Here is a 23,072-nt window from a genome sequence, read left to right as displayed (position 1 = left end):
CAAGCGACCTGACATGGCCTCACCTGATTCACCATCCATCGTCATCGCCGGTGGTGGCATCGCCGGCCTCGCCGCAGCCCGTGCCCTGAAACAGCGCGGGATCGACGCCCTCGTATTGGAACGAAGCGCGCAGGCCGCCGACGGCGGCCTCGCCATCAACCTGCCCGGCAACGCCATCGCGGCGCTTCGTCAGCTCGGACTTGCAGCGGACATCGAGCGCGTCGGTTACCCCGTGCGCAAGCGCGAATACCGCACGCGCACCGATCGTCTGCTGGCAGCCATCGATGAAGACGCGTTCTGGGGTGAGGCGATGCGTCCGCGCGCCGTGCGCCGCGCAGATCTCATGGCCATGCTGGGCAAGGATCTCGATGACGGCGCGGTTCGCTTTGGCAGCACCGTCGCCGCTGTAGAACAGGACGCCGCCTCCGTGCGGGTCAGCTTGGGCGATGGCGACAAGGTCGCCGGCCGCTTGCTGGTTGCCGCCGACGGCGTCCGCTCCACCGTGCGAGGCCTGGTGATGACGGCCGCCGGAACCACGACCGCGCGCCTGGCTTCGGCAAGCTGGCGTTTCATGGCACCGAACCCCGGCGGCATCGACGGATGGACGTTATGGACCGGCGAGCACGGCATGATTCTGCTGCTCCCTGTCGATGACAGCACGGTCTACGGCTGGGTCTCGGTGAACGCGGCGAACGCGCCGCGCGACGACCATCGACACCTCATCGATGTCTTCAAGACCTTCCCTGACCGCGCGCGCAAGGCGGTGGATTGGGCCGTGACTCATCCGGAGTCCATCTACCACTCACCCATCGAGGAAGCGCGGCTGGCGAGCTGGTCGAACGGCCGCGTCGTACTCATCGGCGATGCAGCGCACGCGACAGCGCCCGTATGGGCCGAGGGTGCCGCGCTGGCGATGGAAGACGCGCTTGCGCTGGCGGCGATTGTTTCCGACAGCGACGACGTCGCGCGCATTGGCCAACGTTTCGAAGAGATCCGTCGCTCGCGCGTAGCGCACGTACAGGCCATGACGGATCGCCTCTCGAAGGCTGCGCGCCTCCCGCATGCGCTTCGCACCCTGCTCATGCCATTCATCACGCCGCGCAGCTATCGGAATACCTACGAACCGTTGAAGCAGTTCTGACGACGTTCGAATAGGCGGGTTATCACGCACGCCTCCCACAACGCTGTGGCTTCCCTCGCGGGTGTATCGGTCGCGGCTACCGGATCGGGCGAAGTAGCAGCAACAGGGCAAGCGAAAACATGAAGCCCGCGACGAAGATATCCAGCACACGCCAGGCCACGGGCCTCTTGAAGATGGGCAGCAGCACGCGCGATCCATAGCCCAGCAGCGAAAACCAGGTCACGCTGGCGATGCATGCGCCTGCCGCGAACGCCCACTGCACGCCGCCGGTGTAACGCGTAGACAGGCTTCCCAGCAGGATCATCGTGTCCAGGTACACGTGAGGATTGAGGAAGGTAAAGGCCAGGCAGGTCAGCAGTGCGATCCACACGCTCTGCCCGCCCTCATCGCTGGGGACGAGGCCACCGGACCCGTGCCAGGCGCGTCGCGCCGCCATGGCGCCGTACATCATGAGGAACGCTGCGCCGCCATAGCGCAGGGCATCGAGAAGCGCCGGCCACTGCCGCACCAGCGCCCCCACGCCGGCCACCCCAGCGCTAATCAACAGGATGTCGCCCAGCGCGCAGGTCGCCACGACAAGTCCGACGTGCTGCCGCAGCAGACCCTGCCTCAGCACGAAGGCATTCTGCGAACCGATGGCGACGATCAGGCCAGCGCCAGCGGTGAAGCCGGCGAGCGCCGCAGCGACATACATGGGATGAACTCCGGAAACGAATGCGCAACAGCATGCCGGGGGAACGTACTCAAGGCCATCTAAACATTCTGTGCCATCATTAGAAAAACTAATCCAGACAGCACCGACCATGGATCTTCTTCATCCCCAACTCGCCGCATTTGCCGCCGTGATCGAAGAAGGTAGCTTCGATGGCGCTGCAAGACGTCTGTCCGTCACACCATCCGCCGTTTCGCAACGCATCAAGGCTCTGGAAGACCGGCTCGGACACGTTCTGGTCGTGCGCCATGCCCCGTGCCGGCCGACGCCGGCGGGCGAACGACTCCTGCGGCGACTGCGTCCCATGCAAGCCCTCGAAGCGGAGGCTTTGGCGGATTTTCTGCCCACCGACGAGAACGTTCCACGCTCGGTCGCCATCGCGGTCAACGACGATTCGCTGCAGACCTGGTTCCTCGACGGCCTGGCCGAGTTGCATCACCGTCATGGCTATCTGTTCGACGTGCGCGTCGATGACCAGGACCACACCCTGGAGATGCTGCGCGATGGCTCCGTACTGGGCGCGGTCACCGCCGAGGCCAAGCCGGTGCAAGGCTGCAACGTACATGCGCTAGGCGCGATGCGTTACTACCCCATAGCGTCACCCGCGTTCGCCGCCGCACACTTTCGTCGCGGCTTGACTGCGGACGCTCTGGGCAAGGCGCCCCTGATCGTGTTCAACCGCAAGGACGAACTGCAATGGCGTTTCATTCGGGACATCACGCGTGCGCGATTGGCGCCACCGGTGCATTACCTACCCACCTCGACGGGCTTCGTCGACGCGGCAGGGCTGGGGCTTGGATGGTGCCTGGCGCCCGAATCGCTGATCGCTCCGGCCGTGGACGCGGGACGCGTCGTCGTCCTGGGTAAAAAGCATTGGCTCGATGTGCCCCTGTACTGGCAGTTCGCGGCAGTACGCTCGGAAACCCTGGAACACATCGGACGCGCCTTGCGCGAAGCCGCAAAGAAAGCCTTGCGAACGCGTTAGGCGAGGCGCCGCTACCAGGGCACGGTGCGGCCCTGGTAGTCGAGATATTCGAGCCCCGGACGATCGCGTTTCGCGAGAAGCACCTGGACGAGACGAGGGATGCTGTCCTCGATGGTGAGTGGTGCTGCTTCACCGCCAAGCTCGGTCCTCACCCAGCCCGGCGCCATGACGACCATAGGATGACGGGCGTTTGCCTCACGTGCGGCGAAACTGCGCATGTACATGTTCAACGCGGCTTTCGTGCCGCGATACAGCTCGCGCTGTCCGGCGGTGTTGTTGGTGATGCTGCCCTGTCCCGACGACATCACGCCGATCAGGCCATCCGGCGTGACATGACGTACCAATCGCTCGACCACTCGCATCGGACTCAGCGCATTGGTCACCATCACGTGAATGAATTCCTCGGTGCTGACCTCGCCGATGGTTTGCGTGGGATCGCGGTTGCTCACCCCGGCGTTCACGAACAGGATGTCGAACGTTTCGCCGTCCAGGCGCGTGTCCAGCGCAGCGAGCTGATCGGTGTCGTTCATGTCGAGCTGTTCGATCCCCACCTTGCCTGGGTGTCGGCGGGAAAGATCGTCGAGGCCGTCGCGTGGGCTGCTTTCGCGCACCGTAGCGGTCACGGCCCAACAGTGCGACAGAAACTCGGCCACCATGGCCAGACCGAGCCCACGCGAGGCACCGACGATAAGAATGCGGGGTGTTGCGTTCGACGTCATGAGTGCGCTGCCATCGTTTGAAACGCCGTATGGTGAAGTCGCACGGTGACCGGTGCAAGGCGCCGACTGGCGCATGTTCTTGCGGACGCAGGCCGACGGCGTGCTCGCGACCACGCTGCAGGCGCAGGAACACCTGCGGAGGTCAGGGACACGCTGACGGTACGAGCCCGACCGTCAGGCCGCGACGGGCGCCAGCTTGCGCAGCCCCACGTTGACGATGCCGGCGAACACGGAAGGATCACCATGCGCGCGCGCTGCCAGCATGGCGCCGTAGACGAGTGCCATGAAGGCTTCCGCCTCCTGGCGCGCGGAACCCTCGAACGCAAAGCGCCCCATGTGCGCTCCCTTGGTCAGCACGATTTCCAGCCAGTGCGAGAGGTCGCGGAAATGCGCGCGGACATCGGTTGCGAGATCGTCAGGCAGCGTGGTGAGTTCGGCCGCGAGCATGCCGGCCACACAGAAAGGAGCCGACGCATCGGCGATGCACCGCTCCCAATACGCCGTGTACATGCGCAGTTGCTCGTCGGGATCGAACGCACCGCCGGCAAGTGTCGCCGTCTGCGCCACGATGTGCCCACGCGATTCGTCGACCACAGCCCGGGCAAGGTCAGACTTGGCCGGGAAGTGGTGATGGATGCTGGCCTTGCGCACCTGCACCTGCTCGGCCACATCGGCGTAGCTAAAGCCGTTGTAGCCCCGGGTCTGGATGAAATGCCGGGCCGAATCGATGAGCTTTTGTCGCGTGCTGGTCATGGCGGCCATCCTATCACTGGGTAGGTAGTGAGCCCACCAATTTGACGAGGTACCTACCTTCTAGTAGGTTTGCACACACTTTCCTCTCCTGGACCGCCATGAACACGCTTCGGAACTTCTATTTTCTTCGTGCCGGGGTCGCCCTGGTCTGGGTGGTGCTGGCGCTGCTATCGGCCGCCGCGCCGAGCCCCGTCGTGGGCCTGTTGTTGGTGCTTTACCCAGCATGGGACGCCTTCGCAAACGTGCTCGACGCACGCCGCAACGGGGGCTTGGCCGCGAATCCGGGGCAGCGCTTCAACGCGATCACCAGCGGCATGACGGCGATCGTCATGGCCGTGGCGTACAGCCTTTACGCCGCCAAGGGAGGCGTGCTCGTCTTTGGCGTCTGGGCCCTGCTGGCCGGTCTGTTCCAGCTCGCGGTCGGCATCCGCCGCCGCAAACTCGGCGGCCAGGTGTTCATGATGATCAGCGGCGTGCAGTCGGCGCTGGCCGGCATCGTGTTCTGTGTGCAGGCCTTCAAGGCGGTGCCAGGTATCGCCCAGTTGGCCCCGTATGCGGCCTTTGGCGCCTTCTATTTTCTGCTCTCCGCGCTCTGGCTGACGTTCAAACGGGGTCGTGCCAAGCCCGCTTCCTGATGACCTCGCCTGGCTCGCTTTCGCCGCGCATGTCGAGCCTTGAAACATCCTACTGGTAGGTTATTAAGGCGTCGGAGCGACCCTCCACGCCGTCCGCCGAGCGACTGACCGAGCGATATGCTGCACCCTCGTTTCCGAGGAGCGCATCGTGCATCTCATGCCACACCCCCATCGCCTGCCACGGCTGCTGTGCTTCGCCGCCGTGGCGGTCGTGATCCTGTCGGGCATACGTCCGGCGGATTGGCAGGACTGGCTGCTGGAGAATGCTCTGGTGGCTGTCGCCCTTCCGTTGCTCGTGTTCGGATACCGGCGGATGCCGTTCTCCGATGCCAGTTATGTGTCGCTCCTGCTGTTTCTCTGCCTGCACGAAATCGGCGCTCACTACACCTATTCGGAGGTGCCCTACCCACGCTGGCTCGACGCATGCGGGCTGACCTCGCTCGGTGAGATGGCGAGTAGTGGACGCAATCACTTCGACCGCGCCGTCCATTTTGCGTATGGCGTGCTGGTGACACCGGCTGTCGTTGAGTTGTTCGCCTGGCGCGCGCCGCCGCGAGGTATCTGGCGCTGGATCTTGCCTGTGACTTTCGTGATGTCGCATTCGTTGATCTACGAGCTGGTGGAGTGGATGGCGGCCGAGAGTTTCGGCGGCGACCTGGGTCAGGCCTATCTCGGCACGCAGGGAGACGTATGGGATGCCCAGAAGGACATGGCACTGGCCTCCTTGGGGAGCGCATTGGCCGTGCTCGTGCTTGCCACGTGCCGCTGGCGGCCGATGTTTATCGCCAGGGATGCATCTGCGTCGTCAGTTTGATCCAGATCAACGCGATGTGTGCTACGACACCGACCATGAAGGCCTCGCCACGAGCACGCCGATGACACCTGACGCGCCACGCTTCCGCCTGTATGGCGACGCCCCTTCGCCGGTTCCCGGCGCGTGATGGGTGCGCCGACCGATATCGTTGCACTGGCCACGGGGCTCGGCGTCGCGTTGGGCATCGGCTTGCTCATCGGCCTGGAGCGCGAGCGTTCGAAGCGCGCGAAGCATCCCGGCGGCGCAACGGGTCAGGCGGGCGTGCGGACCTTCGCCTTGCTTGCACTGGGTGGTGCGCTCGCTGCGCTGCTTGGCAACGCCGCCGTCTACGTGGCCGGTTTCTTCGTGGCCTGCCTTGGTGTGGCGAGCTACCGTGCCACGGCACGCAGCGACCCCAGCCTCACGACCGAGGTGGCAATGCTGGTCACGCTGCTGCTGGGCATGTTGGCCTTGTCGTCGCCCGCCGTGGCGGGCGGCGCCGGTGTGGTCGTGGCAACGGTGCTGGCGAACCGGCGGCGTCTGCATCGGCTTTCGCGGCAGTGGTTGTCCGAACGGGAACTACACGATCTTTTGACCCTTGCTGCCGCGGCGTTCGTGGTCATGCCCCTGCTTCCCGATCACGCGATCGATCCGTGGGGCGCGCTCAACCCGCGTCGCGTGTGGATGCTGGTCGTAGCCGTCATGGCCATCGGTTCGCTCGGTTATCTCTCGCTCCGCGCGTTCGGATTGCGTTTCGGCTTGCCCATCGCCGGGCTCGCAGGCGGCTTCGCGTCCAGCACCGCCACGGTGGCAGCGATGGGCGAGCGCGCGCGAAGCGCACCGGCGCTGGTCGGCGCGTCGGCCAGTGCGGCGCTGCTTTCCAACGTCGGCACGGTCGTCCAGTTGGCCGTGGTGACCGGCGCGCTGTCGCCCGCCTTGCTCTCGTATCTGGCGATACCGCTGGTCGCGAGCGGCAGTGTCGCCGTCGTGGTAGCGATCGGCATGGGCTGGCGCGCGTTTTCCGTGTCAGACGATCGGGTGACGATCGGTACCGGCCGACCGTTCGAGGTGATGACGGCCCTGCGTTTCGGCGCGCTACTCGCGGGCATCATGCTGCTGGCGGCCATTCTTCGGGCACGCTGGGGACCGGAGAGCCTTCCGTGGGTGATGGCGATTTCCGGCGTTGCGGACGTCCACGCCGCGGCGGCCTCCGTCGCGCAGGCCGTGACGACAGGCGGCGTCGACATGGCGACGGCTGCGATCGGCGTCTTCGCCGCGCTGGTCACCAACTCGTGCCTGAAATGTGCCGCCGCCCTCGTCAAAGGCGGCCGTAGCTATGCGTTGCGCGTGATCCCGGGCATTGCAGCCATCGTGATCGCATTCGCGCTGGCGCTTGGCTGGGCATGATCCGCGTCGTCACACCCGTCAGGGCACCAATACCGCCGCCCCGGTGAGTCGCCCGGCGCGGAGGTCGTCCAGCGCCTGGTTGGCGGCATCCAGTGGATAGCGATGCGTGGTCGTGGTGACTCGTGCGCAGGCGGGGTCGGCAAAGAAACTGCGTGCGTCGTCGCGCGTCAGGTTGGCGATGGAGACGATCTCCCGCTCCTCCCAAAGCCATGCGTAGGGAAAGCCGGGTATGTCGGACATGTGGATGCCAGCGCACACGACGCGTCCGCCTTTCTTCACCTGGCGCAGCGCCTGCGGAACCAGCGCCCCGTCCGGGGCGAAGACAATGGCGGCATCCAGCGGCGCCGGCGCATCGTCGAGTGAGGAGCCGGCCCAACGCGCGCCAAGCGATCGGGCGAAGGCCTGCGCTGCCACGTCGCCGGGCCGCGTAAACGCCGATACCTCCCTGCCCTGTGCGATCGCGATCTGCGCCACGATGTGTGCCGATGCGCCGAATCCGTATAGGCCAACGTGACGGCCGTTGCCTGCGTGACGCAATGAGCGCCAGCCGATCAGCCCCGCGCAGAGCAACGGTGCGAGTGCTACCGCATCGGCCTCGTTCGGCAGCGGCACGCAATAGGCAGCGCGAGCCGTCACGTGGGTGGCGAACCCGCCCGCACGGGTGTATCCGGTGAACTCGGGCGTGTCGCAGAGATTCTCCCGTCCATCGAGACAAAACTCGCAGGCTTGGCAGGTGCCTCCCAACCAAGGCACGCCAACGCGCTCGCCCGGCACGGGCCAGGTCACGCCGGCACCCACGGCCTCGACGCGGCCCACGATTTCGTGGCCAGGCACAACGGGCGTTTCCACATGAGGAAGCTCGCCATCGACCACGTGCAGGTCGGTACGGCAGACACCGCATGCCTCGATGCGGATACGAACCTCGCCGGCTCCCGGCGGCGCGAGCGTCAGGGGCTCGAAACGAAGAGCGGCACCCGTCTCGTGCAGGACCATCGCATGGGGCGCAACAGGATCGGTCAACAGCGTGTTCATGGGTTCGTCCGGGTTCGTCGACTGCACCGCCACTGCGGCGTTTTCGCGCACTACACCGTGTCATTCGGGCCTGATGCGGCTTCGCTCGGCCACATTTGCTATCGTGACAGCAATGCGCTCATGCCGAGGCTACGTTGCGCGGCGGTTCCCCGCCACTGACACAGATATTCCAAGGGTGATGGAATGCTTTCGACCCAGCGCCAAGGCGATCGTCTGTTGATCGTCGACGACGAAGCCGACGTCCGGAGCTTGCTCTCGCGCTACTTCGCCGCGCAAGGCTTCGACACCGTGCTCGCTTCCGATGGCGAGGAAATGCGCCATCGCCTGGCCGAGGGGCACATCGATCTCGTGCTGCTGGACCTCGGCCTGCCCGGCGAGGACGGCCTGGCGATCACCCACTACCTGCGTGAAACCTGGCGCGGTCCGGTCGTGATCGTCACCGGTCGCGGCGATGCGGGCGACCGCGTGGTGGGCCTGGAACTCGGTGCCGACGATTACGTCACCAAGCCGTTCGACCTCCGCGAACTGCTCGCACGCGTGCGCAGCGTGCTTCGCCGGGCGCGAGGCACGGCCGCGCCCCCAGCATCGACGCCGATGAAACCGGAGAGCCACATCCTGAGCTTCGAGGGCTTTGCGCTGGATACGCGAGCACGCGTGCTCAACGACCCCCACGGGCAACCGGTTGACCTCACCTCGGGCGAGTACGCCCTGCTCCGGGTGCTGGTCGATCACGCCAACGAGGTCCTGTCGCGGGACCAGCTCATGTCGCATCTGTACGGTCGCGAGGCCGGTCCGTTCGACCGGGCGATCGATGTCCAGATCGGCCGGCTGCGACGCAAGATAGAGCCCGACGCGCTGCACCCGCGCGTCATCAAGTCGGTGCGCGGCGCCGGCTACATCTTCACCCCGAAGGTAGTCGCGCCATGAACGACCACGAGACCTCGCTGCACGCCGGGCTGTTCCACGCGCTGTTCCGTACGGCACCCGACGCGATGATCGTGGTGGATCGCGGCGGCGCGATCGTGCTGGCGAACCCCCAGGCGGACCGACTCTTCGGCTATCCGGAAGGCGCCTTGCACGGCCGCCTCATCGAGGAGTTGCTGCCGCAGGCTGTGCGTGAGGTCCATGTCGCGCATCGCACCTCGTACATGGACCATCCGCGTGTCCGGCCGATGGGGGCCGGCTACGAACTCACCGGCGTACGTGCGGACGGTACGGTGTTCCCGGTGGAGATCGGCCTGAGCCCGGTGTCGACCGGCGAGGTACCGTTGTTCGCAGCGTCGATCCGCGATATTTCCGAGACGCAGCGTGCACGTCAGGCGCTTGCGCGCGCTCATTACGACGCCAGCCTGGCCGACATCAGCCGGCGCATTCTGCTCGCCGCGAGTCACGAAGCGGCCATGCGCGACATTCCCGCGCTGGTCGCCGAGACCTTGCGCGTTCCCGTAACGGCCGTGCTTCTGCCCGACGCGTATGGACGGGGTTTCCACATTCCTGCCGCCATCGGCGTGGACGAATCGCTGCGTCTCGCCCTGGCGTCCGGCGACTGGTTGCCGGATCTGTTGCCGTCGCCGCAGGCGCTGGCTGACGAGGAGGCGACTACGCGGGGAACCTTCCCGATGTTGCTTGCGGACGCCGACGGCATGACCTACCCCGCCGATGCGGTGGTCGCTGCGCTGCCGGATCGTGACGCCGCGGCGGGATACATCGTGGTCTTGCTGAAACGGAACGACGGTTTCGACCGGGACCGCCAGCACTTCCTGCGCTCGGTGGCGAACATGCTGGCGGCGGCGATCCAGCGAGGACGCAGCGAGGAACAGCTCGCGCACTCGCAACGGCTCGATGCGCTGGGCCAGCTCACCGGCGGCATCGCCCACGACTTCAACAACCTGCTGACCATCGTCTCGGGCAACCTCCAGTTGCTGGAACTGGAATTGCCCGAAGATCCGTCGGTGCGGGAGACGATCACCAGTGCGTCGCGCGCGGTGGACCGCGGCTCGGCGCTCACCCGCAAGCTGCTGGCGTTCTCGCGCCGCCAGCGCCTGCATCCCCAGGCCATGCGCTGCGAGGTGCTGCTGGCCGACCTCAACGACATGCTTGGCCGGACGCTGGGCGAACGCATCACTGTCGCCGCCGAGTGTGCAGACGGCCTGCCTCCGGTCTTCGCCGACCCGGGCGAGTTGGAGGCCGCCATCGTCAATCTCGCGTTGAACGCGCGCGACGCGATGCCACGCGGCGGCAGGCTGACCATCGCTGCGCGAATACACGAGGAAACCACCGGCACCGACGATCTGTCGCGAGGGATCTACGTGGTCTTTTCCGTGGTGGATACCGGAGAAGGCATGCATCCGGACGTCTTGGCACGCGCGCTCGAACCCTTCTTCACGACCAAGGGTTCCGGTAAGGGAAGCGGCCTCGGCCTCAGCATGGTCTACGGCTTCGTCAAGCAGTCCAACGGTCGCCTCGCCATCCAGAGCACACCGGGCGTGGGGACGCGTGCAGAGCTGTATCTGCCGGCCGCGCAACACAACGACGCGCCATCGTCGCCCTATCCGGAGGCATTGCGAGGGCGCGAGACCGTACTGGTGGTCGAGGACGAAACGGAAGTCCGGCGTATTGCGGTGGCCTTCCTGAAAGGCCTCGGATATCAGGTCGTCGAGGCGGAAGACGTGGCGACGGCCAGGGTCGTTTTCGCGCGCCATCCCGAGATCGACGCGGTTTTCAGCGACGTCGCGCTGGGCGACGGCGAAACAGGCTTCGATCTGGCGGAAGAGCTGCTTGCGCTGCGACCCTCGCTGAAGGTGCTGCTCACGTCCGGCTACGAGTACGGTGCCCACGAGGACGACCTTCGCCGGGTCGGCGCGCAGGAACTGCTGCGCAAGCCCTACCGACGCGAACAACTGGGCGACGCGATGCGTCGCATGCTGGATGGTGCGGCTTAGGGCCTGTTTACCTCAGGCCGCTTGCGCGCAGGCCATGGCGCGCAGACCTTCCACATCGAGCAGATGCACTTCGCGGCGCTTCACTTCGATGTAGTGCATGTCGACGAGGCGACTCAGCACGCGGCTAACCGTTTCATGCTTCAGCGCGAGGAAGCTCGCCATGTCGAGTCGGCTCATGCGCAGGATGAAATGCTTGGCGCTGTAACCCAGGCGCGCATGACGTGCCGCGAGGTCGATGAGCAGTGCGGCAACCCGCGGTTCTGCGGCAAGTGTGCCCAGCAGCAGCATCCATGAGCGATCGCAGCGGATCTCGGCAGCCAGCGCGGCGTGGATCTGTTCCTGCAGGCCAGGCATGGTCGCGGCGGCCTTCATCACTGCCGGATACGGCAGCTCCCAGGTTTCGCTGTCTTCCAGTGCCACCGCGTCGCAGGCATAGGTGCCGAGACCGATCGACTCGACGCCAAGCAGTTCGCCCTTCATCTTGAACGCGGTGACCTTTTCCCGTCCGTCGTCCGCCAGGTCGCAGATCTTGTACGAACCGACATGGACCAGATGGATCGCCCGGAAGGCCTGGCCGGCGCGGTAGAGGTGCTGACCGGCAGCATGCTTGTGTCGGACGATCGGCAGGATGTCCTTCAAGGCTTCGATGTCCACCTTCGGCAGCGCAACGGTAGGCGGCGTCATGGCCGGGTGCGAGCAAGCGTTGGTGAACATATTCCCCTCTCCGATCAGATCGAACGCGATGGGGAGAGCTTACGCAGCGAACGGCCCGGGACGGCAACACGACGGTGACGCTTTGTAACGGTGTGTAACAGGGCGGGCCTCCGCTTGATCCTCGTCAAGCCGGCACCGCCGCGAACAGGGCTGTATGAGGTCGTTTCAAACTCCACGGAAGCGCCTTGTTCCATCACCTGCTCATCGTCATCGACGACCGCGCCAAGGCGTTCCGCGCCGTGCTGGTGGGCCTGCGTCTGGCCCGCTGCCTTGCGGCTTGCGTCACGGTCGTCTTCGTCGTGCCTGCGCTGCCCGGTACGCGCGAAGCCAGGGCCGGCTCCTCACGCGACACGGTGACGCGCGGGCGGGCCGTCTTCGAGCGGGTCAGGCGGGTGGCGTCCGCGCTCGGCGTCACCTGCACCTGCCGGTTCGCGTTCGGCAGGGACCTCGACGCCACCACGGCCGAGGTCATCGAGCGCAATGCCTGCGATCTGGTGATCGTCTCGACGGACGGGCTCCGGCCGGTACGCACGAAGGCGGCATGGCGATAGGAACCAGCCACACTGCCACACCGCTTCGTTGGCTTTTCGCCACCAGGGTGGCTCCCACCTGTCTCCACCATCGGAATCTGTTGGTGGGAGCCATCCTGATGGCGATCGCAGCCTGCCACACCGCGACACCGCTTCGTTGGCTTTCCGCCACTAGGGTGGCTGCTACCCGTATCAGTGCGAGAAAAATACCGGCACAGGCGAGGAGAGGAACAGTTCCCGTGTGACGCCGCCGAAGGCCCATTCGCGCATCCGCCCGTGACCATAGCCGCCAGCGACGATCAACTGGGCGTCGGCGTCGCACGCACGTTGCATGATGAGATCGGCAACGGCCGCGTCGTCCGCCTGCCGAGACACCGCGTGGGCTGCGACACCGTGCCGGACGAGGTGACGCGTGAATGCCTCGACACCCGCGTCGTCCGCCGGTGCGGCGCTATCGGTACGGATGGCGAGCACGTCGACCGAGGTGCATCCGCGCAGCAACCCCAGGGCATCGTGCGCGGCACGCGTTGCCTCGGGTGTATCTGCCCACGCCACCACGGCGCGATGAGGTGGCAGCGATGCCGGCGCGTTCGACGGAACGACCAGCACAGGCACACCGGCGTCGAACAGCAGGCTGGCAAAGTAGGTATGCACCGTGGCAGTGTCGATCGGCTCGCGATACGGCATCGCCAGCACGATAAGGTCGGAGCAACGTGCGGCCAACGTCGCCAGGTGGGCCGGCTCGACGTATTGCGTCTCCAGGGACTTCACCTCGCCCGGAACCTGCTGTGCCGCCAGATACTCGCGCCAGCGTTCAGCAGCCCGACGTCCCGCCTCGCGGATTTCGTCATAGGCCTGGGAGAAGCCCGCGTCAGGCACCAGCGACCACGCATCGACGAACGGTGTCGGCATCATCAGCAGTTGCAGGAGACGGACCTGACCACCGCTGGCCCGTGCCAGATCGAGGGCAGCGTCCACGGCACAGACATCGCCGGCGGCGCCCGTCAATGCCACGGCGATCTCTCGATAGGTGTCCTGGTGCGCCACAGAGCCGGCGGGCGCGTCGATGTGGGTCGCGGACATGGCGATGCCTCCTCTCTGGGAGTTTCGTTATACGAGGCGAATCACCCTCGCCTTTTGACCTGGATCAAGACGCCGCCCCAACGCGGCGGCAGCATGGAACCAACGCCGCGGCGCGGTCGCCATGGGTATGACGACATGATGGGGATCCACGCAACATCGCCCCACCCCGACGACACCGTGGGTCTCAGCGACGCGGAGGCTCGCGAGCGGCTGCGGCGCGATGGGCCCAATGTCCTGATCGCAAGCGAGGGCTTCCGAAGCCTGCGCGTACTTCGCGAGCTGCTCCGCGAACCGATGCTGCTGATGCTTATCGCGGCGGCGGCCATCTACGGAGCGATCGGCAGTGCCGCCGAGGCCTTCTTTCTCGCCGCGTCCGTACTCATCGTGGTCGGCATCACCTTCGCCCAGGAATTCCGCGCCGAGGGCGCGCTCGCCGCGCTTCGCGAACTCGCGGCCCCGACCGCTCACGTCATCCGTGAAGGTGTGGAACGGGAGATTCCCGCCAGTGCGGTCGTGCTCGGCGACGTCGTACTTCTTCGCGAAGGAGACAAGGTGCCCGCCGATGGCACGCTTGTCGCCGGTACGATTCTCCTGGACGAGTCGCTGCTGACCGGCGAGTCCGTCGCGGTGCAACGCTCGGCAGGCGATGCACAGGACCACGCGGTTCACGCGGCGACGCTGGTCGTCGGCGGGAACGGGCGCATGCAGGTCACCGCCATCGGAGCCCGTACCGCCGTCGGACAGATCGGCGGCGCCCTGGCAGGTGCGCTGGCGTCGCCTTCCGCCTTGCAAAAAGCTGCGGCGCGCATCGTGCGGCTGTTCGCCGTGCTTGCGCTTGCCCTCGCGCTGGCGGTGGCGTGGGGCAGTTGGTGGTGGGCCGGATCGTCGCCATTGAACGCCGCGCTCGCCGGCATTGCGCTTGCCATGGCCGTGCTGCCGGAAGAGGTGCCGGTGATACTGGCCGTGTTCTACGCGCTCGGCGCAAGACGCATCGCCCAGCACGGCGTGCTCACGCGCCGTCTGGCGGCCGTCGAGGCCATGGGCACGATTTCGCTGCTTGCCGTCGACAAGACCGGCACGCTGACCCAGAACCAGATGGAAGTGGCTTCGGTCACCGATGCCGCGGGCGTGCCGCGCGATCTGGCGGGTCCTCTCGACGATGCCGATGTCGCCTTGCTCGGCGCCGCGTCGGACGCCTGCCAGGCGCACTCCCTGGACCCCACCGACCGCGCCATCGTCGCCTACGCGACGCATCGTCTCGGCCATACCGAACCAGCCGAGCCCCTTGCCGCATGTGTGTGGGAAACGCCGGTGAGCGAGGGGCGGCCATTCGTGTCGCGACTGCTGACGAAAGGCAGCGCTGACTGGGTCCTGGCCACCAAGGGCGCACCGGAGGCGATTCTCGCGCTATGCGACGTGGATGACGACACCCGTTCGCGCCTTCGCGCCCGTGCCGTGGCGTTTGCACAACAAGGCATGCGCGTGCTGGCGGTAGCGGTCGCTCACGGAACGGGCATGCCGCCGACACGAGATGGCGCGGGCGTGCACCAGCGGTTCCTGGGCTTGGTCGCGCTCGCCGACCCGCTCAGGGAAGAGGTTCCCGCGGCCATCGGTATATGCCGCGAAGCGGGAATTCGTGTCGTGATGTTGACCGGCGACCATCCCGCCACCGCTTCCTCGATTGGCGCGCAGGCCGGCCTGCGCGTGGAGAACGTCCTGACCGGTGCGGAGCTCGACGGCATGAGCGAGCCGGAACTCGCCCGCCGCCTGGTCGACGTGGACGTCTACGCGCGAGTGCAGCCCACCCAGAAACTCCGTCTGGTGAAGGCGTTCCGCCGGGCCGGCTACGTGGTGGGCATGACCGGCGACGGTGTCAACGACGCCCCTGCCCTGCGCTCTGCAGACGTCGGCGTGGCGATGGGCGCCCGCGGAAGCGATGTCGCACGGGACTCGGCGGACCTCGTGCTCCTCGACGATCGCTTTTCCTCGCTGGTGACAGGCATCCGCCTGGGCAGGCGCGTCTACGACAACGTCAAGCGCTCCATGCGCTTCGTGTCGGCCGTCCACGTCCCGATCGTCTGCCTCGCGATCGTACCGGTCATCCTGCGCTGGCCGCCCGTATTGCTGCCTGTCCAGATCGCGTTGCTGGAAATGATCATCGACCCGGCCTGTTCGATCGTGTTCGAAGCCATGCCTGAGCGACCCGACGTGATGCGTCACGCACCCAGGCGCCCGAACGAATCCCCGTTCGCGGGCCGCAATATCGGCATCGGCATCGCGCAGGGCGCGGGTGCTGGCGCGATCCTGACGCTCGCGCACCTGCTCTCCTTGCATCTGGGCTCGAGCTACGAGGCGGCGTCCCTCGCGACCTTCCTGGGTCTGCTCGGTGCAGCGCTGATGCTCGCATTCGCGGGACGCGGTTCTCCGCGGGTGCAGGCCACACCCTGGCTCATGGGACTGGGCGCGCTGGTTCTGGCTGTCGGATTGGCGACGAGTTATCTGCCCTGGTTGCGCGGCATCCTGCATTTCGCTCCGCCGACTGCGATGACTTTGGCGACGCTTGCAGGTTCGCTCTTGACGCTGTGGGCATGGCTCGCTGGCGTCGCTTTGCTGGAACGCCGACTCCGCTTCGCGCGCCACCCAGCCTCCGTTGATGCTCTGCGCGCGTCACCTCATCACGCACCCACCAGGGAGATACCCCCATGAAGATCCTGTTACCCGTCGATGGCAGTGCGCAAAGCAACCGGGCCGCACGCTTCGTGATCCGGCAGTGGCTGCAGCGCGGCGACCTGCCGGACCTGACCGTCGTGCACGTGGATCTACCCTTGAGCGCGCACATCAGCGGTTACCTCGGAGCGGAATCGGTGGCCCAGTTCCATGCACGCAACAGCGAGCTGGCGCTGCGGCCGGTCCGGCGCCTGCTCGCCAAGGCCGGGCATACCCACGAAGAGGTGACGTGCGTCGGCGACCCGGCGGAGGAGATCGTGCGTATCGCCACCAAGGGACGCCATGAGCTGATTGCCATGGGTTCGCACGGTCGCGGCGCGGTCGGCAGCATGTTCCTCGGCTCGGTGGTGCTGAAGGTGCTGTCGCGCTCTAAGGTGCCGGTGGTCGTTGTGCGCTGAGCTGCGCTTGACCCAGGTCAATGCGCCCAGACCGTCAACTGCGACGATGGCCACCGTCAAGGGAGGTCACCCATGTTCAAGCACATCCTCGTGGCTACGGACGGTTCGCCCGTCGCCGCCGTCGCCACCCACACCGCCGTCGAACTGGCGAAGGCGTGTGGTGCGGCGCTGACCGCCGTACATGTCATCGAACCGTTCCACGCCACGGCCTACGGCAAGTTCATGCTGCCGTCGAGCGAAGCGGTCTACCTCCATCACGCCCGCCTGGAGGCTGTCCGTTACCTTCGCGATGTCGAAGAAGCCGCCACCGTGGCGGGTGTGACCTGCACGACCTCGTATGAAGCCGGCGCCCCGGTCCACCAGGTGATCGAGGAGGCGGCACAAGAGCGCCACTGCGACCTGATCGTCGTGGGCTCGCATGGCCGCCGCGGCCTGCAACGGCTGTTGCTGGGCAGCGTGGCGCAGAAGCTGCTTCTGACGGCGACGTTGCCCGTACTCGTCTGCCGCGCGCCACACGGCACGTCCTGATCCCGGAGTCCGTCATGCCCAAGCCCCCCTTTACCTCGACGAGCGGCGACACCGGCGCCATGCAGACATGCCTGCCGACGGCTGGCGATGTGCTTGCCATCGTGGCCTCACCGCACGATGTCGCCTCGTACGTCGCCTGCCGTCTCGCGGCACGTGCCCATGGTTCGGTCACCGGCTGTGCGATGTCGACCGCTTTCCTCGGCGGTCATGGCTTCAGCCACGAAGCCACCGTGCTGTCGCTATTGGATGCCCCACCGTCGACCGTGCATGCGCACGACATGGAACCCGGCGGCAACGGCGACGCGTTCGTGCATCTCGCCCGCCATGAGGGTGTGCACTCGGCGTCGTGGGCCGTCATCGAGACGGACGTCGCTGCGCGTCTGTCCGCATTGGCATCGTGGCATGACCTGATCGTGGTCCAGCGTCCGGGCGATACCGGCGCCGATCCGATCGACGGGCTCAACCAGTTGCTGTTGCGCACAGGCCTGCCATGCCTCGTCCTGCCGGTTGTCTGCACGCCCAGCAGCGTATTCGATCGCGTCGTACTGGCGTGGGACGGCAGCCGTGCCGCCACCAAGGCTCTTCGCGCCGTGCTGCCACTGCTCATGGCCGCAAAGGACGTGTTGCTGCTCGACGGCGCTACGGAGCCGGCATCCAGCAGCGTACCGCAGTTCGATCCCATAACTTTTCTGGCGAGACATGGGGTGGAAGCGACACGCACGCTGCTCGACGTCGCCCCGTCGGCGGCTGGCCCGGCCTTGCTGGAACGAAGCCGGCGTTTCGAAGCCGACCTGCTTGTGATGGGCGCCTATGGGCATGCGCCTCTGCGCGAGCGCATTTTCGGCGGCGCCACCCGCCACGTCTTCGGCCACGGCGACATCGCCACCTTCCTTCACCATTGATGCAGAAGCCCTGCTGCCCCGCTCACGCGAGGCGGCAAGGCACATCGAACTCGGGACAGACGACGGCCATGCCTCGCGTCCGCAGCGTGTCGCGCATCGCCGCCATACCTCTGTCCGGCTCACCATGGACGAGGAAGACCCGTTGCCGCGGCTCATCGCCCAGCCACTGAATGAGTTCGGGAGCATCGGCGTGCGCCGAGAAGCCGTTGATCGTCCAGATGCGCGCACGCACGGAAATGTCCTGCCGGCCGATGCGGATGACCTTGCGACCGTCGATGATCTCGCGGGCAGGAGTGCCTTCTGCGGCGTACCCCACGAAGATCACGGACGACCGCGCGCGACCGAGATTGTGCCGGAGGTGATGGCGTACGCGTCCGCCCGTGCACATGCCTGAGCCGGCAAGGATGATCGCGCCGCCTTCGATGGCGTTGATAGCCATCGATTCATCTACGCCCCGCGTGTAATGCAGGCGTGGCATGCCAAAGGGATCGTCCTTTCGCAGTGCCTCGAGGAAATCGTCGCCGAAACATTCGGGATGGCGGCGGAACACCGCGGTGGCGGAGATCGCCATGGGTGAATCGAGAAACACCGAGACGCTCGCCGGTATCGCGCCCTGGCGAATGCCCTGGTGCAGGCAGTACAGGATTTCCTGCGCACGTTCGAGCGCGAAAGTCGGAATCACGACGTTCCCATGCGCGGCCAGTGTCTGCCCCACGGCCGAGAGGAATTCCTCCCGCGTCGCTTCGAACGATCGGTGCGGCCGGTCGCCGTAGGTCGTTTCCATGACCACGAAGTCCGCCGGTGGCGCTTGACGCGGCGGGCGCAGCACACCGGAGCCGTGGTGTCCGAGATCGCCGGAAAAAACCATGCGCCGTTGCGAAACGCCATCGTTCAAGGTCAGCAGGATGGAGGCCGAACCGAGAATATGGCCGGCATCGAGAAATGTCGCCTGGATGCCTGGCGCCACGTCCACCGTGACGTCGTAATCCACCACGCGTCGGTCCAAGGCTTCCAACGCATGGAAGGCATCGTCGAGATCGGAAACGACCACGACGGGGCGGCCGTGCTCGCGAGCCCGCTTCGCTTCCTCTTCCTGTAGCGAAGCCGCGTCGAGCAATACAATGCGCGCGAGATCGCGCGTCGCCGCGGTGGCGAGGATCGGCCCGGCAAAGCCGTCGCGCACAAGTTTGGGCAGGCGTCCGCAATGGTCCAGGTGTGCGTGCGTCAGCAGCACGGCGTCAATGGTCCGGGGATCGAAGGCGAAATCGTGCGCATTGGCGTCTGCGGCATCGCGTCCCCCCTGGAACAGGCCGCAGTCCACGAGGATGCGGCTTTCACCGCATTCGATGAGGTGACAGGAACCCGTGACGCCCCGCGCTGCACCGTGACACGTGTAGACGATCATACGACCGCTCCTTCTTTGTGATCGAGCCGGACGAGATCCGACTGTACGGCGGCATATCCCGCGGCACTTTCGATCGATCCCATGGACGGACCGTGCAGTTCGAGCAGGGGCTGCCCCGGCTCGACGCGATCGCCCGGGCGGACGCGAAGCCGGACGCCCGCTTCAGGAAATTCCGGCGCGCCGGCCAGCCTTGCCAGGCGCGCGAGCATGCGGCAATCGAAACCGCGTACAAGTGCATTCGAGGTCGCGTGCACCACCTGCACGCAGCGTGCGCGCGGTGGCTCCCGCATACCGCCCTGCGCGAGACATATCCCCTCGAAGCGAGCCCTCGCCATGCCGCTGGTCAGGGCATGATTCGCCGCTTCACGCGCGGCAATCTCACTGGTGTATCGGCCCGATAGCATCAGCACCGCAGCAGCGACCTGTACCGAACGTTCGCGCAGATCGGTCGGTGCCTCGGCGTCGCCGTGCAGCACGGCGAGCACGTCGCGCGCCTCGAGCGCCGGGCCAATGCCACAACCGACCGGATGCGTGCCGTCGGTGACTAGCGTGCGCACCGCGAGTCCCACGTCATCTGCGACCTGGGCAAACAGGTCCACCAGCACCTCGGCTTCTTCGCGCGTTCGCACTTTTGCCGTCGGACCGACGGGAATATCGATGAGGACACTCGATGCGCCGCACGCCACTTTCTTCGCCAGCACCGAAGCCACGATGTGCGCAGGCGCATTGACGTCCAGCTCTCGCTGTGCGCGAATCAGGCGATCGTCGGCAGGGGCGAACCCTAGGCCGCCGCTCCACACCACGCAACCGTTCTCCTGCTCCACCACGCGACGCATGCGCGCCGCGTCCATGACTACGGGCGCCATGGTTTCCATCACGTCCGCGGTGCCCGCCGCGGAGGTGATCGCGCGCGACGAGGCCTTTGGCATCGTGATGCCAAGCGACGCGGCGATGGCTACGACGATCGGCGTGGTCCGATTGCCCGGCAGACCGCCGATGCAGTGCTTGTCGATCGCGTGACGTCCCGGCCATGCCAGTCGAAAGCCACTTTCGATCAGCGCATGTGTCAACGCAGCGACTTCGCGGGAGGCAAGATTGCCGTGCGCGGAAGCAGCGACGAAGGCGGCCGTCTCGATCGGCGAGTAACGCCGCGCGGCGATGTCGCGCACCACTTCCCGCATGGCCTCTGGCGGCAGTGCGTGACCGTGCATCGTGGCCCTTACCCATGCCATCGATGCCGGCGGCGGCGTACGCTTCACCATCGCCCACTCACCTGCCCGTGGCGCCAGTGCATGCCATAGCGACTCCGACACACCGATGCCGGCGGCGCCGCCGCAACGCCCGACGTATACCGTGGCATACGCCTCTCGCGGGCACGCGGTGCCCTGCCCCACGCAGATACGCACGCGCGTTCTAGCGGGCAAGCCCGGCGATCCGTCGCCATCGGGCAAGAAGACGATGAATTCGTCGCCACTGTCGATACCTTCACGCTGCAAGGGGCCCGCGACTTCGCCTTTCGTGCCATCCATGGTCGCGTCCCGTCAAAGGGATAGCGTATGGATGACGAGCGTCGGGTCGTCCGGGTCGAGTGCCCGCGCAAAACCCAGTTCGCGCGCCAGCTCCTCCATGCCGCGATCCTCCGCGAGGTCGATCGAGAACATGTGCTTGAAGCCGTTGCGACGGGCGACGACGATCAGGTGGCGCATCAACGTGGCGGCGAGACCTTGATGGCGCCAGTCGTCGGCTACGGTGACGGCGCACTCGCAGCGCCAGGGTTCATTCGTCGCGCTATAGCGGCTGACACCCACTTCGCGCAATTCACCATCGTCGTGGGCTAGTGCGATGAAGGCCAGCGAATGGACACCATCGACGTCCATCAGGTCGTCGATCACGCTTTCGGACGCCTCGCGTATCTCACCCAGAAAACGGCAGCGTCGCGATTCGGCCGACAGGCGGCGGATGAATGCCTGTTCGCGAAGCCGGTCCTCGGCTTTCAAGGGTCGAATCAGTACGCGCCTGCCGTCGGCCAGGGTCTCGATCCAATGCTCACCGGTCACGGCGGGAAAGGCAGCGGTGTCCGGCGAAGGGCTGGCGGCATGGCTCGACATGGCGTTCTCCAATAGGGATGACGTGAACATGGTGATGTCGTTTCGCAGGGCGTCGTTTGACCTGGGTCAACGGATGCGACGTCAGTGCGAGAAAAGGACGGGAATCGGCGAATCGAGGAACAGCCCGCGCGTGGTTCCGCCGATGACCCATTCACGCATGCGGCTGTGACCGTAACCACCCGCCACGATGAGCTGGGCGCGAGCCCGACTCGCGCGATCGAGGATGATCCGACTGATCGGACGTCCGCGGGACTTATCGACGATCACGCGCGGTGTCACGCCGTGCCGACCCAGATGCGCGGATAGCGCTGCGCCGAAGGTGGCCGCGTTCTCGATGGCATTCTCCACGGGATCGACCATGACGATGTCGACGGTTTCCGCCGTCTGCAGCAGCGGCATGGCGTCGTGCACGGCGCGTGTGGCTTCGCTCGTGTCCGCCCATGCGATCACCACGTGTCGCGGCGGCAGGGTCGATGCCTCGGTCGCGCTCGGCACCATCAGTACCGGTCGCCCCGATTCCAGCAGAAGCGAGCTGAAATAGCCGTGCGCGCGCGACGCATCCGCGGGCGCATCGGCTGGACGCGCGATGACGCTCAGATCGGCATGGCGCGCTGCCGCCGCCGCAACGCCCGTCGGCGCGTCGTAGAAGGACTCCACCACGCGCACGTGTCCCGCCACGCCCAGGGAGTCCAGGCGTCGCTGGAGTTCGACGCTCTGTCGCGCCGCCTGCTCGCGTAGCTCCACATACCATTCCATGCAGGCCGGGTCGGGTACGAACGACCAGGCGTCGGCCACGGGCAGGGGCAATGGCAGTACCTGGACCACATCGAGCTCCGCACCGTATCGGCGCGCAAGCGATGCAGCCACCGTCAACGAGGTCAGATCGGCCGGCAACCGGCTGACGACAACGGCGATATCGCGGAGAGCCTGGTGGCTCCCGGCCGGAGAGGTATGGGAAGGCGCAGTGGCGAGGCTGGACATGGCGAACTCCATCGGGTGAACGCGAGGTGCCACTGCGTTCTAACGCGGAGATCCCACGGGGTTCTTGATGCACGTCAACTGCCGCCCGAACGACTGCAGGCACGCTATCGCCTGTGCCGGCGGACCGGCCTGTACTTCGTCAGGAGCCACCATGTTCGAGAACGTATTGCTGGTCACCGATGGCTCGCCGGGCGCCGCGCGCTGCGCGGAACAGTGCGCGCAGTTGGCGGCGACACTGCGTTGCCACCTGCAGATACTCCACGTCACCGCGCCTTTACCCGCGGTGCAGCTCGCTGCCGACCTGATCGAAGGTGGCGAGGTTGAACGACGGGCGAGCGAGCGAGCGGCGGAGTGCCTCGACAGCGCCGCTCGGATCGCTGCCGGGCACGGCGTACGCGTCAGCACCCACCATGTCGTCGACGCGCGTTCCGCGATCGCGATCGTGGAAGAAGCGCGCCGCTATGGTTGTCATCTGATCGTGATGCACGGTCACGCGGGCGAGGCACGTTCCTTGCGCAACGTGGCCCGGGACGTGATCCTCGAAGGCGACACACCGGTGATGGTGTTCCCGTAAGCG

Annotated in this window: 23 protein-coding genes; 13 read left to right on the top strand and 10 right to left on the bottom strand. The window is 66.3% G+C overall.

Annotated elements, in window-relative coordinates:
- Positions 1–13 precede the first annotated feature (13 nt).
- Complete coding sequence (locus IM816_RS08565) at positions 14–1,141, top strand: FAD-dependent monooxygenase (protein WP_250340565.1); 1,128 nt, start codon at positions 14–16, stop codon at positions 1,139–1,141.
- A 76-nt stretch (positions 1,142–1,217) separates the two neighbouring features.
- On the opposite strand, the gene IM816_RS08560 is transcribed toward IM816_RS08565, so the two are convergent.
- A complete protein-coding gene (locus tag IM816_RS08560) occupies positions 1,218–1,835 on the bottom strand; it encodes a LysE/ArgO family amino acid transporter (RefSeq protein ID WP_250340564.1) in 618 nt (205 codons plus the stop codon).
- A 109-nt stretch (positions 1,836–1,944) separates the two neighbouring features.
- Here IM816_RS08560 and IM816_RS08555 point away from each other — a divergent pair, with 109 nt between their 5' ends.
- Positions 1,945–2,838: a LysR family transcriptional regulator ArgP gene (locus tag IM816_RS08555; RefSeq protein WP_250340563.1), complete on the top strand. Its 894-nt coding sequence runs from the start codon at positions 1,945–1,947 to the stop codon at positions 2,836–2,838.
- A gap of 11 nt (positions 2,839–2,849) precedes the next feature.
- On the opposite strand, the gene IM816_RS08550 is transcribed toward IM816_RS08555, so the two are convergent.
- Entirely contained in the window at positions 2,850–3,557 is a 708-nt protein-coding gene (locus IM816_RS08550) for an SDR family NAD(P)-dependent oxidoreductase (protein ID WP_250340562.1), read from the bottom strand.
- Between the two features lie 174 nt (positions 3,558–3,731).
- Positions 3,732–4,310 carry a TetR/AcrR family transcriptional regulator gene (locus IM816_RS08545; protein ID WP_250340561.1) on the bottom strand — a complete coding sequence of 193 codons (579 nt, stop codon included), beginning with the start codon at positions 4,308–4,310 and terminating at the stop codon, positions 3,732–3,734.
- Positions 4,311–4,408: 98 nt separating this feature from the next.
- On the opposite strand from IM816_RS08545, the gene IM816_RS08540 reads away from it, so the two are divergent.
- From IM816_RS08540 to IM816_RS08530, 3 genes are all read left to right on the top strand, one after another.
- Positions 4,409–4,945, top strand: a complete 537-nt coding sequence (locus tag IM816_RS08540; RefSeq protein WP_250340560.1) for a DUF308 domain-containing protein — start codon at positions 4,409–4,411, stop codon at positions 4,943–4,945.
- Positions 4,946–5,102: 157 nt separating this feature from the next.
- Positions 5,103–5,759 (top strand): DUF2238 domain-containing protein, encoded by a 657-nt coding sequence (locus IM816_RS08535; protein WP_250340723.1) that lies wholly within the window; start codon positions 5,103–5,105, stop codon positions 5,757–5,759.
- Between the two features lie 126 nt (positions 5,760–5,885).
- A complete protein-coding gene (locus IM816_RS08530; RefSeq protein WP_250340559.1) occupies positions 5,886–7,145 on the top strand; it encodes an MgtC/SapB family protein in 1,260 nt (419 codons plus the stop codon).
- An 18-nt stretch (positions 7,146–7,163) separates the two neighbouring features.
- On the opposite strand, the gene IM816_RS08525 is transcribed toward IM816_RS08530, so the two are convergent.
- Positions 7,164–8,177, bottom strand: a complete 1,014-nt coding sequence (locus IM816_RS08525) for a zinc-dependent alcohol dehydrogenase family protein (protein ID WP_250340558.1) — start codon at positions 8,175–8,177, stop codon at positions 7,164–7,166.
- 183 nt (positions 8,178–8,360) lie between these two features.
- Between IM816_RS08525 and IM816_RS08520 the strand changes: the two genes are divergently transcribed.
- Both IM816_RS08520 and IM816_RS08515 read left to right on the top strand, forming a co-directional pair.
- Complete coding sequence (locus IM816_RS08520; protein WP_250340557.1) at positions 8,361–9,104, top strand: response regulator; 744 nt, start codon at positions 8,361–8,363, stop codon at positions 9,102–9,104.
- A complete protein-coding gene (locus tag IM816_RS08515) occupies positions 9,101–11,119 on the top strand; it encodes a PAS domain S-box protein (RefSeq protein ID WP_250340556.1) in 2,019 nt (672 codons plus the stop codon). Before IM816_RS08520 ends, IM816_RS08515 begins: the two co-directional genes overlap by 4 nt.
- Before the next feature lie 12 nt (positions 11,120–11,131).
- On the opposite strand, the gene IM816_RS08510 is transcribed toward IM816_RS08515, so the two are convergent.
- The gene (locus tag IM816_RS08510) at positions 11,132–11,833 is read right to left on the bottom strand and encodes a Crp/Fnr family transcriptional regulator (RefSeq protein ID WP_250340555.1); all 702 of its coding nucleotides are present in this window, start codon (positions 11,831–11,833) and stop codon (positions 11,132–11,134) included.
- Between the two features lie 185 nt (positions 11,834–12,018).
- Between IM816_RS08510 and IM816_RS08505 the strand changes: the two genes are divergently transcribed.
- Positions 12,019–12,384 (top strand): universal stress protein, encoded by a 366-nt coding sequence (locus tag IM816_RS08505; RefSeq protein WP_250340554.1) that lies wholly within the window; start codon positions 12,019–12,021, stop codon positions 12,382–12,384.
- A 171-nt stretch (positions 12,385–12,555) separates the two neighbouring features.
- Here the strand turns inward: IM816_RS08505 and IM816_RS08500 are convergent, their stop codons facing one another.
- Positions 12,556–13,446: a universal stress protein gene (locus tag IM816_RS08500; protein WP_250340553.1), complete on the bottom strand. Its 891-nt coding sequence runs from the start codon at positions 13,444–13,446 to the stop codon at positions 12,556–12,558.
- A gap of 135 nt (positions 13,447–13,581) precedes the next feature.
- Here IM816_RS08500 and IM816_RS08495 point away from each other — a divergent pair, with 135 nt between their 5' ends.
- The 4 genes from IM816_RS08495 (at position 13,582) to IM816_RS08480 (ending at position 18,001) form a co-directional block, all read left to right on the top strand.
- Positions 13,582–16,152: a cation-translocating P-type ATPase gene (locus IM816_RS08495; RefSeq protein WP_250340552.1), complete on the top strand. Its 2,571-nt coding sequence runs from the start codon at positions 13,582–13,584 to the stop codon at positions 16,150–16,152.
- Positions 16,149–16,571: a universal stress protein gene (locus tag IM816_RS08490; protein ID WP_250340551.1), complete on the top strand. Its 423-nt coding sequence runs from the start codon at positions 16,149–16,151 to the stop codon at positions 16,569–16,571. The genes IM816_RS08495 and IM816_RS08490 overlap by 4 nt, the downstream gene beginning before the upstream one ends.
- Before the next feature lie 72 nt (positions 16,572–16,643).
- The gene (locus IM816_RS08485) at positions 16,644–17,099 is read left to right on the top strand and encodes a universal stress protein (RefSeq protein ID WP_250340550.1); all 456 of its coding nucleotides are present in this window, start codon (positions 16,644–16,646) and stop codon (positions 17,097–17,099) included.
- 14 nt (positions 17,100–17,113) lie between these two features.
- Positions 17,114–18,001, top strand: a complete 888-nt coding sequence (locus IM816_RS08480) for a universal stress protein (protein WP_250340549.1) — start codon at positions 17,114–17,116, stop codon at positions 17,999–18,001.
- Between the two features lie 22 nt (positions 18,002–18,023).
- Here the strand turns inward: IM816_RS08480 and IM816_RS08475 are convergent, their stop codons facing one another.
- Genes IM816_RS08475 through IM816_RS08460 form a run of 4 tightly spaced genes read right to left on the bottom strand, consistent with a single transcriptional unit; the run spans position 18,024 to position 22,495 of the window.
- Positions 18,024–19,406, bottom strand: coding sequence for an MBL fold metallo-hydrolase (locus tag IM816_RS08475; RefSeq protein WP_250340548.1), 1,383 nt, complete (start codon positions 19,404–19,406; stop codon positions 18,024–18,026).
- Positions 19,403–20,935: a thymidine phosphorylase gene (locus IM816_RS08470; RefSeq protein ID WP_250340547.1), complete on the bottom strand. Its 1,533-nt coding sequence runs from the start codon at positions 20,933–20,935 to the stop codon at positions 19,403–19,405. Before IM816_RS08470 ends, IM816_RS08475 begins: the two co-directional genes overlap by 4 nt.
- A gap of 12 nt (positions 20,936–20,947) precedes the next feature.
- Complete coding sequence (locus IM816_RS08465; RefSeq protein ID WP_345779965.1) at positions 20,948–21,544, bottom strand: GNAT family N-acetyltransferase; 597 nt, start codon at positions 21,542–21,544, stop codon at positions 20,948–20,950.
- Positions 21,545–21,595: 51 nt separating this feature from the next.
- Complete coding sequence (locus tag IM816_RS08460) at positions 21,596–22,495, bottom strand: universal stress protein (protein ID WP_250340546.1); 900 nt, start codon at positions 22,493–22,495, stop codon at positions 21,596–21,598.
- A 151-nt stretch (positions 22,496–22,646) separates the two neighbouring features.
- Here IM816_RS08460 and IM816_RS08455 point away from each other — a divergent pair, with 151 nt between their 5' ends.
- Positions 22,647–23,069, top strand: coding sequence for a universal stress protein (locus IM816_RS08455; protein ID WP_250340545.1), 423 nt, complete (start codon positions 22,647–22,649; stop codon positions 23,067–23,069).
- Positions 23,070–23,072: the final 3 nt, after the last annotated feature.

It is taken from the genome of Luteibacter flocculans (assembly GCF_023612255.1).
GTDB lineage: Bacteria > Pseudomonadota > Gammaproteobacteria > Xanthomonadales > Rhodanobacteraceae > Luteibacter > Luteibacter flocculans.
This window is presented reverse-complemented; position numbering and strand designations above follow the sequence as displayed.